Raw genomic sequence first — 11,444 nt, forward strand, 5'->3', positions numbered from 1 at the left:
GGAAGAACACCTGTTTATTGATTTGCTTGTGGTCTTAAGCGACCTTGATAAAACTGCTGAGGTTCAGGAGTCTCAAGAATTACTGCACCTTCATTGGAAATTCCAACAAAACGACCATGTACCAATCCCTGACTATGTTCGAACTGTACCAACTGATTAAGCCATGCAGCATGGTGATTAAAACGTCCAGCTAAGTTGTAGCAACCATGATCAAACCAGCGAGCTGCATTTTGAATTGCAACATAAAGCTCTGAAATGAGTTCAAGACGACTCATTTGTTCTAGGCCTAAATCCTCTAGAGACGTAATCGGTTGATCACTATCAGTCACTGGTGGTGTTTTTAAATTAATGCCTACGCCCACAATAGCCTGATGCTGGGAAAGCGGTTCGACCAAAATCCCACCCCATTTTCCATGCGTACTATACAAATCATTTGGCCATTTCACTTGCAAATTCAGAGCTTGTAACTGTGGGATTTGCAAAATATTTAGAGCAACTTCAAGTGCTAAGCGACCATCTAAGGGTGTTCGAGTTTGCACCAATGTGCTTAAATAAATGTTTCCTTCAGGTGAAATCCATTGCCGTTGATGTTGACCTCGCCCTTGAGTTTGTTGAGCACTGCAAACCAAGCCCGTTGTAATGCCTTTTTGGGCAATTTCACGAATATCATCATTGGTCGAAGTTGTGGTTGCTTTTAATAAAACCACTTCTGGAAGCTGGTTTTTTGCGCTTAAAAGTTGTTGTAGTTGGCGAGTCTCTAAATCCATGTTGAATATGAGCAGAGTGGTAAAACATTTATGGAGTTAATCATATATTTACTCATTGGCGCAATTGCTGGTTTTACTGCCGGATTGTTTGGAGTTGGTGGTGGACTAATTATTGTACCAATCCTCTATGTGGTTTTTACCCAGTTGCACTATGACCCAGCGGTAATCATGCATATTGCAGTTGGAACATCGCTTGCAACCATTATCGTAACGTCGTTTAGTTCAGTTTCTGCCCATCATAAAAAGGGTGCAGTTCTTTGGCCTGTTTTCCGTAATTTAGCACCTGGATTAGTGATTGGTTCATTTTTAGGAGCGGGTATTGCCGATTTGATGTCTGGTCAGCATTTACAACTCCTTATTGGTGTTTTTGCGGTTGTGATGGCCTATCGTATGTTTAAAGGGGCAAATGTGGTTGTTGACCCAACACGTCAGCTTCCTGCAACACCTATGCAATTTATGGCGGGTGGTGGCATTGGTATTGCCTCTGCAATTTTTGGTATTGGAGGCGGTAGCTTAACGGTTCCGTATTTAAACCGTCATGGTGTCGTCATGCAAAAAGCAGTCGCAACTTCTGCTGCTTGTGGTTTACCCATTGCTGTTGCGGGTGCAATTGGTTTTATGTGGTTTGGTGCCAAAGAGCACATCTCTGTACCTAACACGATTGGTTATGTGCACATCTATGCGTTTATTGGCATTAGTGTCATGAGTTTTATTACAGCCAAGTTTGGAGCAAAAGTTGCTCATGCATTGTCACCACAAATGTTGAAAAAATGCTTTGCCTGTTTATTAGTGGTGGTAGGTAGTTACTTTATTTATAAAGGGATTATGCACTAGAGAGTAAAATATTCATCTTGTTAGAACTATGATTTAAGAGCTTGAGTTTTTAGAAATTCGAGCTTTTTTTATTCAATAAAATAAGAATATTTGGGGCTTTTATTCATCCGATTTGGGTGTTGTTTTTAAATGGGTTGGCTTAAAATGCAATAAAATTGTCAGACAATGACATAGTTTTTAATCGGTGCGATCAGTTAAAAACAAGGATGCGAAAGAAAAGCATGGATTAATGCATATAAAAAGTAGCGGGTGATTTATGAATCTCGAAGAGACAGAAAGTCTTTCTGAGCAAATTGTCAAATATATTAGCGAACAGATCATTAGTGGTGAGCTGGTTGAAGGCGAGCGTATTCAAGAATTACGTATTGCCAAAGAGCTGGATGTGAGCCGAGGATCAGTTCGTGAAGCATTGTTATTATTAGAGCGTACTCATTTAATTGAGATATTTCCACGCCGCGGGGCAATTGTTTCAGAAATGTCTGCACAGCAGGTTAAAGCACTGTTTGACACAAATATGATGTTATTGGGGCATATTGTTCAACGCATCAGTGAAACATGGCGAGCACATGAAGCAGATCAATTGCAGCTCTTATTAGAACAATTATTTGAGCATGTAAAAGCAGGGGATATCGAAAAATTTTATGATGGTGTTTTTCAATATCTAGCTGAACAGCAAGATATGGTCGGTAATCCTTATCTAATGAAGTTTTATAAAGAGTTACTACCTTCACTACGTCGTAGTTATTTTTTGACCTTAAATACCTCAAAGCGGGAACTACAAGAAGCATTTGAATTATTTAAACTCGTGACTGATGCAATTTTGATCCGAAAATCACAACAAGCCGCTTTATTTATGGAAGATTTTTGTCGACACTTACGTAACCTTGTGTTGGAATCGCTGACACGAATGAAACAGATTGAATTGGCCTGGGCAAGACGCTCACGCCGCTAGTTAGGGCATTATGCGTTTAAGCAGTTTAAAACTTTCCGGCTTTAAATCTTTTGCAGATAGTACAACTTTAAATTTTAAGGCGAACCGCACAGCAGTGGTTGGTCCAAATGGTTGTGGCAAATCAAATGTAATTGATGCCATTCGTTGGGTGATGGGCGAATCAAATGCTCGTCAGCTACGTGGTGGTAGCATGCAAGATGTTATTTTCACAGGAACCTCCAAGCGTAAGCCAGTGGGTGTAGCGAGTGTTGAGCTACGTTTTGATAATACCTATGGCAAATTGGGCGGATCATATAATGCTTATAATGAGTTGGCCGTTCGTCGTCAGGTCACCCGTGAAGGTAAGTCTGAATATTTCTTAAATGGCACACGTTGCCGTCGTCGTGATATCACCGATATTTTCTTAGGAACAGGGTTAGGGCCGCGTTCTTATGCAGTGATTGAACAAGGCATGATTAACCGTTTGGTTGATGCCAAGCCTGAAGAAATGCGTATCTTTATTGAAGAGGCAGCAGGCGTTTCACGTTATCAAGCTCGTCGACGCGAAACCTTGCAACATCTTGAACATACTGAGCAAAATCTTTCACGTTTAGAAGATATTGCCCTCGAGTTAAAATCGCAGCTTAAGACCCTTAAACGTCAATCCGAAGCAGCGGTTCAATATAAGACTCTGGAAAGTCAGATTCGTACCCTGAAAATTGAAATTTTGTCTTTTCAGGCAGATAAAAGCGTACGCTTACAAGAAGAATATACAGTTCAAATGAATGAACTGGGTGAAACTTTTAAATTGGTTCGCTCAGAGTTGAGTACGATTGAACATGATTTAGAAGCAACCAGTGCTTTATTTCAGCGCCTCATTCAGCAATCTTCACCGTTACAACAAGAATGGCAACAAGCTGAAAAAAAACTATCTGAACTGAAAATGACTCTGGAACAAAAACAGAGTTTATACCAGCAAAATAGTATGACTCTCGTTCAGTTAGAACAGCAAAAATTCCAAACTAAAGAACGTTTACAACTTTCTGAATTGCAACTTGAAACGTTGAATAATCAGTTAGATGAACAAACTGAATCATTAACTGGAATTGAGCATACTGCAACGGAAGCTGAGCAAAACTTTGCTGATTTACAATCTCAGCAAAAACAAGCACAGCAGCAATTTGGACAAGTAAAAGCTCAGGTTGAAAAACAACAGCAGCAAAAAATGCAGATGTCTGCCCAAATTGAGCAGTTAGGCAAAAATGTTCAACGCATTGAACAGCAAAAAGAAACGTTGCAACATCAAGCAAGTCAGATTCAATCGCATGTTCATGAAGGTGAGCAGGACGAATTTGAGCAACTACAACAGCAGCTTTGTCGTGAAATCTCAACGTTAGAGGCTGATATTGAGCAGTATGTGCAACAGATTGAACAGTCTCAACAAGCGCATCAGGCAACTAAAAATCAGCAACAAACACTGAAAACAGAAATACAGGTTTTATTATCTGAGCAGAAAAACTTAAGCCAACTTGTTGCTAAACAAAGTCCAAAGCAAAACCAAGATACGCTACGTTTAATGCAGGCTCTAGAGTTAACGGAGCAGGGTAAGCCACACGCGCAGATTGTTGAAAAGTTTTTAGCAAAATGGTTACAGGCACATATTGTTGAAACCGAACAAGTCTTTCAGGAAGGCGTTGCTCGCCAGTTAAAACCGTCAGAACAAACAAGCAAATTTAAAGGAAATTTGGCCTGTTTAAATGACTGGATTGCATCGCCACAGCTATCAATCTTTTCGAATGTAGCGATTGCACAAGATTTGACTACTGCTTTAAATGAGCAGAAGCAACTACAACATGGTCAGTCTATTTTGACTTTAGATGGCTATCATGTCGGACAGGATTGGGTCATTGCCCTTATGTATGATGACGAAAGTCAAAGTGCACAAGGTATGCTGAGCCATCGCATTCGTCTAGATGAAATTGAACAAGCTCTTGAAAAGCAGCAACCTGAATTACAAGCATTAGATCAAATTTTAGTTCAGCAAAAAGATGAGCTAGGGCAGTTGCAGTCTGATTTGCAGCAGAAACAGCAAGTAGTTAAACAAAAACAAAAAGACTTACAACAGCTTGATGTGCAAATTGCTAAACAGCAAACCGCAGCTCAAGCATTTTTACTGCAAAAACAACAATTGAAAGATCAGTTAGCTCAGTTAGACATGCAGCTTGAAGAAGATGCAATGCAAAAAGATGATCTGGAGATTGATTTGCATGCTCTAGCAATCAAACTTGAAACTATTTTACCTGATTATAAAACTTTGCAATTTCGGGTAGAAGAGTTAACAGAGCAGCTAGAAGAACAGCAACAAGCTTTGCAATATCAGCAACAAGAACGTGAAATTTTACGTCGTAATAGCACGCAAACAACTCAACAAATTGAGCTGCTTGAAAAAGATATCTCGTTTTTGCAGAGCCAATATCAGCAGATTAATGCTCAAATGGAGCAGGCGAAAAAATTTGTTGACCCTATTCAGTTAGAGTTACCAAATCTTGAGTCAGAATTTCAGCAACAATTTGCCCAAACTGAAAAGTTGCAAAAGAACTGGAATGAATGGCAGCTTGAACTCAATAGTGTGCAGGAAAAACAACAAACCCTGACAGATCAGCGTCATCAATATCAACAAAAAGATGAACAGCTCAGAGAGCAACTTGAAGAGAAGCGTTTGGCATGGCAAGCGGCTAAGTCAGATCGTGAACATTACCAAGAACAGCTTAAAGAGCTAAATGCCGAAATCCAAAAAGGTTTACAGATAGATTTAACCGAGCATCAGCAAAAACTGGAAAAAGTACAGAAACAGTTTGAAAAAATCGGTGCGGTTAACTTGGCGGCCTCACAAGAGTTTGAAGAGGTTTCTCAGCGTTTTGATGAGTTGAGTCACCAGATCCAAGATTTGGAAAATACGGTAACTCAACTAAAAGATGCGATGAAAAGCATTGATCAGGAAACCCGTAAGTTGTTTATGACAACGTTTGATCAGATTAATCAAGAGTTGCAAAATCTGTTTCCAAAGGTCTTTAATGGTGGTGAAGCGAGTTTAAGCCTTGAAGATGACTGGCAATCTGGTGTTAAACTGATGGCAAGACCACCGGGTAAGAAAAATAGTTCTCTAGCATTACTTTCCGGTGGAGAAAAGGCTTTAACAGCGTTAGCATTAGTATTTGCGATTTTTAGATTAAATCCGGCACCGTTCTGTGTGTTAGATGAAGTGGACGCACCACTTGATGATGCGAATGTTCAGAGATATTGTAATTTGGTAAAAGAGCTTTCTGAACATGTACAATTCATTTACATTACACATAATAAGCTGGCAATGACCATGGCAACTGATTTGTTGGGTGTGACCATGCCTGAACCGGGTACATCAAAATTAGTCACTGTCGATTTAGAACAGGCAAAAGAATACGGGTTAGTTTCGGAGTCATAGAATGGAAATCAATACGATTATTGGCATCGTTGTCGCCATTGTTATTATGCTAATTGGCTTAAAAATGATTTTAAAAAAGTCAAACCATGCCGAACCTTCATTAGATAGTGATTTGCATATTAATCCTGATAGTAATCAACCAGTTATACCTAGACATGTGCGCGATCAGCTTGAGCAAGCTGAAGCCGAGCGTGTATCGGCGACTAGCGCAGAGCGAGTAGAGCCGACGTTAAATGAATCTACATCGGTACAAGCCAGTGAAACAAAACAAACAGAAACTCTGGCTGTAGAACCCGCTAAATCAATTTCAGCCGAACCAACTCAACCAGTTGTTGAAAAATCTTCAGATGAAATTAAATCTGAAGAAACTCTAAAAAGCTCTACTATTAACACGGATAGTTCAGTTGAGTTAGTTAATACCGTTTCTGTTAAATCAGAAGCTGAAGCTTTATCAGAACAAAACTTAAAATCTGAAAGCGAAAAAACTGAGCCTGAGTTGAGTTTAAACCCAAATATTGAAACTGCCGAAATTGCTGAATTTGAAGGCGAGAGTAATATTCTGGATGTACATTTGCATGAGCAGCAACGTTATGATGATGAAAGTGCATTAGCGGTGGCTGAACAGATCATTGCATTAAATGTCTTTCCGAATCCGCGTCGCGCGTTGTCTGGTGATAAAGCACTTAAAGTATTATTAAAATACGGTTTACGTTATGGCGAAATGTCATGTTTCCATCGCTATGAAAATACGGATGAGCCGAGCGTACTAATGTTTTCAGTACTGCGTATGACAGACAATGGACCAGCTGGGTTTGACCTTGAAACCTTATCTAGTGAACAAGTTCAAGGATTGGCATTTTTCCTTGCGCTTCCAAACAGTAAAGCTGTGACTGGTTTTGACATGATGGCAAGTATTGCCGGTTTAATTGCTCGTGAAATTGATGGCAAAGTTTATGATGAGAATAATCTTGAATTTACACCACAGTTAAAAGAGCACTGGCGCCATCATGTGATTGATTATCGTCCGGCACATGCGACTGCCTAGTTTTAATTTTTTACGTTCGTTGCGATAATTGCAACATATCTAGTCGCAGCTCAGGGTGGAGAAATTTCCACCCTTTTTTATGGTGAATAACATAATGGCAACAACTTCCGTGATCGAACAGATGCGTCAGCTTATTCAACTGATTGCAAAGCATAACCATGCCTATTATGTGATGGATCAGCCGACAATCTCGGACAGTGAATATGATCATTTATTTCACCAGTTAAAAGCTTTAGAAGAGCAATATCCTGATCAGGTTCAACCAGACTCTCCAACAACAAAAGTAGGCGGACAAGCACTCTCTAAATTTCAAAGTGTGACTCATGTCGTTCCGATGCTTTCTTTAGGGAATGTTTTTAATCAGGAAGACTTGTTTGCATTTGCACGTCGTGTTGAAGAGCGTTTACCTAATCAAAAAGTACAATACGAAGTAGAACTAAAACTTGATGGTCTTGCGATTTCGCTTTGGTATGAAAACGGTGTGTTAACACGTGGTGTTACACGTGGTGACGGCGAAACCGGAGAAGACATTACTCAAAACGTCAAAACGATTCGCAACTTGCCTAAAGTGTTGCATTCCGATCACTTTGAAATTCCACGTTTGCTTGAAGTGCGCGGTGAAGTGCTCATGCCAAAGTCTGGCTTCGAGAAACTTAATGCTGATCAGGAAGCAAAAGGTGATAAAACGTTTGCCAACCCGCGTAATGCCGCAGCAGGTAGTTTAAGACAGCTCGACCCGAATATTGCTGCTAGTAGACCTTTAGCGTTTTATGCGTATGGTATTGCTCAGTGCGAACCAAATCATAGCTTAACTACCATGCACGACAGCCTACAATGGCTCACACAGCTTGGATTTGAAATTGCTGAGCGTCAATATCTATGTAATTCAATTCAAGAAGTACAGCAGCGTTATGAGCAAATCCAACAAGAACGTCCAGATCTACAAGTTGAAATTGATGGAATGGTCGTAAAGGTTGATGACTTAAAACAACAACAACAACTTGGTTTCCTAAGTCGTGAGCCACGTTGGGCAACGGCCTATAAATTTCCTGCACAAGCTGCACTAACTACGGTTGATCAGATTGATTGGCAAGTAGGGCGTACAGGGACTTTAACGCCTGTAGCGCGTTTAAACCCCGTATTTGTAGGGGGAGTAACAGTTTCCAATGTAACTTTACACAACATTGGTGAAATCCATCGTCTTGATGTGCGTGTTGGCGATACGGTTAGTGTATATCGTACGGGCGATGTTATTCCTAAAGTAGAAAAAGTTTGGCCAGAATTTCGTTCACCTGACGCTGAAATTGTACATTTACCTGAAAGCTGTCCTGTTTGTGCCTCTCCAGTTGTAATGCCTGAAGGAGAAGCTTTAGCACGTTGTTCTGGTGGACTTTATTGTGCTGCTCAGCGAATTGAAGCGATTCGTCACTTCGTATCACGTAAAGCTCTGGATATTGAAGGTTTGGGCGATCGTTGGGTAGAGTCTTTATTACACCTCGATTTGCTCAAAGATGTTGCCGATATTTACCATTTGCATGAGCACCGAGAAACTTTACTCGGTATTGAAAAAATGGGCGAGAAATCGGTACAAAACCTAATTGATGCCATTGAAGCCAGTAAAAAGACAACTCTTGCGCGTTTTATTTATGCTCTAGGGATTCGTGGGGTAGGTGAAACTACTGCCAGAATGTTGGCCAATACTTTCCAAACTCTAGAAGCGCTTAAAGCTGCTGATGTTGAAGCTTTAAAGAAAACCCCAGATGTCGGTGATATTACCGCGGAGTGGATTGCTGACTTTTTCTTGGCACCACATAACATTGAAGTGCTTGATCGCTTAATTGCAGCAGGAATTCATTGGGATGCACCAACAGCTCCAACACGTCAGCCATTAAATGGCGAAAGCTGGGTGTTAACAGGCACATTAGAGCAAATGACCCGTGATCAGGCGACTCAGATGCTACAAGCATTAGGTGCGCGTGTAAGTGGTAGTGTATCGAGCAAAACGAAATGTGTTGTTGCCGGTGAGAAGGCTGGTTCGAAATTAGAAAAAGCAGCAAAACTAGGTATTGTTGTTATGAATGAGACTGATTTCTTATCACTTATGGCGAGCTATGGGCAGACCTTAAGCGAATAAACATACCGAAATAAGAACCATTGATTTTAGTTACAAATTAATAAATTGATGGTTTGTGCCATATTTTAACGCTTGTTTGAACTTATAAATCAGACAAGCGTTTCTTTTTGCAGAGGAAATTTAATTAACTTAAACTGTAAATGCGTATGTTTCTCATTTTAATTTGATAAAAATCATAAACTTAACTATTTTTTACTTTGCAAACATTTTTAAGATTGCCCATAATAGTTCTCATACGATAGGAGATTTATTATGCGTGGCAATCCAGAAGTCATAGACTATTTAAATATGCTCATTGGCGGAGAATTGGCTGCCCGTGATCAATATCTAATCCATTCTCGTATGTATGAAGATTGGGGCTTAAATAAAATTTATGAACGTATTGATCATGAGATGCAAGAAGAAGCTTCTCATGCTGATGCGATCATTCGCCGTGTATTGTTCTTGGGTGCTAAACCAAACATGCATCGTGAAGATATCAATGTTGGTACAGACGTTGTATCCTGTTTAAAAGCTGATTTGGCACTCGAATATCATGTTCGTGAAAAGTTAGCGACAGGTATCAAACTTTGTGAAGAGAAGGGCGATTACATTAGCCGTGATATGTTGCGTCAACAATTATCAGATACTGAAGAAGACCATACATACTGGTTAGAAAAGCAATTACGTTTAATTGAATTGATTGGTTTACAAAACTATATTCAATCTCAAATTTAATAAAATGACCCAGCAAATGCTGGGTTTTTTATTAGCTGATTTTTAGTTTTAATAAAACAGATAGAAAAACATTTTTCTCAAATTGAACATATTCAAAGCCTTACTATATAAGGCTTTGGCAGTTACAAAAAATTCAGAAAAATTGTATCACACCCCCTGTTTTTTTTATGAAATTGGATATAATTTCGCCAACAAAACCCTTGCCTAGAAATCTAATGAGGCAAGGGTTTTTCTATGGAAAATCGGTTGGTATGGATCGCCAATGATTTTATGGTGAGTTCGCGAAATATGTTATTTACCAAACCTGCTGTTTTAGATACAGCTACTCTCTTAAGCACACAGCGTCTTGCAACACGACTCAGCTTTTTTAGCTTAGGTTTTGCGACCGCCGCTTGGGCACCTTTAATTCCTTTTGCGCAGCAGCGCCTAAACCTCAATCATGCCGATTTTGGTTTGCTTTTGCTTTGTATGGGGATTGGCTCAATGATTGCGATGCCTGCAACTGGTGCTTTAGTCAAGCGCTGGGGATGTCGTCCATTAATTGGGTTGGCATTGATGCTGTTAATGGTGTTATTACCCAGCCTCACGATGTGGAGCAGCATCGTGATGATGGCTGTAGCATTGTTTGTCTTTGGATCGGCAGCAGGATGTTTAGGAGTCGCTATCAATTTACAGGCAGTGGTTGTCGAAAAACATAGCTTGCGAGCGCTCATGTCTAGTTTTCATGGAATGTGCAGCCTTGGTGGCTTAACAGGCGCTATGCTTGTGACTGCATTATTGGCAGTAGGTCTTTCGCCATTAATGAGTACTTTATCTGTTGTCATGATTTTGCTTGTCATTGGTGCAGTTGCTATTCCTCCTTGTTTAACGTCTTATGAACAGGATGAAAAGCCACATCAAGAAACCGATATATCTAAAAAATTCTATCGACCTAACGGTATTATTTTGCTTATTGGCATGATGTGTTTTATTGCCTTTTTATCAGAAGGTGCTGCAATGGATTGGGGAGGTATTTATTTAACAAGTAAGTATCAGCTTAATCCAGCCTTTGCTGGTCTTGCTTATACCTTTTTTGCTCTGAGCATGACGACTGGACGTTTTACGGGCCATATCTTGTTAAAGCAGTGGGGCGAAAAAAATGTTGTAACCTATAGTGCGATTGGAGCAGCAATAGGTATGGTTGTTATTGTGACCGCACCCGTCTGGCAAGTAGTTGTATTAGGCTATGCACTATTAGGATTAGGTTGTTCCAATATTGTGCCAGTCATGTTTTCTCGCGTAGGGCGACAAAACGATATGCCTAAAGCAGCAGCACTTTCTTTAGTCTCAACGATTGCCTATACAGGTTCATTAAGCGGCCCAGCTTTAATTGGTTTAATTGGGGAATGGACGGGTTTAAGTACGGTTTTAACAGGGGTAGCTGTATTGTTATTCGTTATTGCTTTACTTAATCGCTTTACACTCGCAAAGACGAATTAATTTATAAATAATAAAAACAATCTCAAGAGCATCGAGAAATTTAATTTCTCGATGCT

8 protein-coding genes are annotated in these 11,444 nt (G+C 40.0%); 7 read left to right on the plus strand and 1 reads right to left on the minus strand.

Annotated features, from left to right (window positions below; translation table 11 throughout):
• Positions 1 to 14: 14 nt before the first annotated feature.
• Entirely contained in the window at positions 15 to 767 is a 753-nt protein-coding gene (locus FY048_RS16005) for a biotin--[acetyl-CoA-carboxylase] ligase (RefSeq protein WP_446091790.1), read from the minus strand.
• A gap of 30 nt (positions 768 to 797) precedes the next feature.
• Between FY048_RS16005 and FY048_RS16010 the strand changes: the two genes are divergently transcribed.
• The 7 genes from FY048_RS16010 (at position 798) to FY048_RS16040 (ending at position 11,388) form a co-directional block, all read left to right on the plus strand.
• Positions 798 to 1,601 carry a sulfite exporter TauE/SafE family protein gene (locus tag FY048_RS16010; protein ID WP_446091791.1) on the plus strand — a complete coding sequence of 268 codons (804 nt, stop codon included), beginning with the start codon at positions 798 to 800 and terminating at the stop codon, positions 1,599 to 1,601.
• Between the two features lie 256 nt (positions 1,602 to 1,857).
• Positions 1,858 to 2,553 carry a GntR family transcriptional regulator gene (locus FY048_RS16015; protein ID WP_016139097.1) on the plus strand — a complete coding sequence of 232 codons (696 nt, stop codon included), beginning with the start codon at positions 1,858 to 1,860 and terminating at the stop codon, positions 2,551 to 2,553.
• Between the two features lie 10 nt (positions 2,554 to 2,563).
• Entirely contained in the window at positions 2,564 to 6,013 is a 3,450-nt protein-coding gene (gene smc, locus FY048_RS16020) for a chromosome segregation protein SMC (protein WP_446091792.1), read from the plus strand.
• A gap of 1 nt (position 6,014) precedes the next feature.
• Positions 6,015 to 7,058, plus strand: a complete 1,044-nt coding sequence (locus tag FY048_RS16025) for a cell division protein ZipA C-terminal FtsZ-binding domain-containing protein (protein ID WP_446091793.1) — start codon at positions 6,015 to 6,017, stop codon at positions 7,056 to 7,058.
• A gap of 94 nt (positions 7,059 to 7,152) precedes the next feature.
• On the plus strand, positions 7,153 to 9,192 hold the full coding sequence (gene ligA, locus FY048_RS16030; protein WP_446091794.1) for an NAD-dependent DNA ligase LigA: 2,040 nt from the start codon (positions 7,153 to 7,155) through the stop codon (positions 9,190 to 9,192).
• A gap of 252 nt (positions 9,193 to 9,444) precedes the next feature.
• On the plus strand, positions 9,445 to 9,909 hold the full coding sequence (ftn, locus tag FY048_RS16035; protein WP_001214863.1) for a heteropolymeric bacterioferritin subunit Ftn: 465 nt from the start codon (positions 9,445 to 9,447) through the stop codon (positions 9,907 to 9,909).
• Positions 9,910 to 10,197: 288 nt separating this feature from the next.
• Entirely contained in the window at positions 10,198 to 11,388 is a 1,191-nt protein-coding gene (locus tag FY048_RS16040; protein WP_446091831.1) for an MFS transporter, read from the plus strand.
• Positions 11,389 to 11,444: the final 56 nt, after the last annotated feature.

The sequence above is a fragment of the Acinetobacter sp. 1124_18A genome (assembly GCF_052824995.1).

What these genes read in the sequence shown, in the direction of transcription:
- FY048_RS16005 (WP_446091790.1), bottom strand. Translation starts at nt 767, where the DNA reads ATGGATTTAGAGACTCGCCAACTACAACAACTTTTAAGCGCAAAAAAC.
- FY048_RS16010 (WP_446091791.1), top strand. Translation starts at nt 798, where the DNA reads ATGGAGTTAATCATATATTTACTCATTGGCGCAATTGCTGGTTTTACT.
- FY048_RS16015 (WP_016139097.1), top strand. Translation starts at nt 1,858, where the DNA reads ATGAATCTCGAAGAGACAGAAAGTCTTTCTGAGCAAATTGTCAAATAT.
- smc (WP_446091792.1), top strand. Translation starts at nt 2,564, where the DNA reads ATGCGTTTAAGCAGTTTAAAACTTTCCGGCTTTAAATCTTTTGCAGAT.
- FY048_RS16025 (WP_446091793.1), top strand. Translation starts at nt 6,015, where the DNA reads ATGGAAATCAATACGATTATTGGCATCGTTGTCGCCATTGTTATTATG.
- ligA (WP_446091794.1), top strand. Translation starts at nt 7,153, where the DNA reads ATGGCAACAACTTCCGTGATCGAACAGATGCGTCAGCTTATTCAACTG.
- ftn (WP_001214863.1), top strand. Translation starts at nt 9,445, where the DNA reads ATGCGTGGCAATCCAGAAGTCATAGACTATTTAAATATGCTCATTGGC.
- FY048_RS16040 (WP_446091831.1), top strand. Translation starts at nt 10,198, where the DNA reads ATGTTATTTACCAAACCTGCTGTTTTAGATACAGCTACTCTCTTAAGC.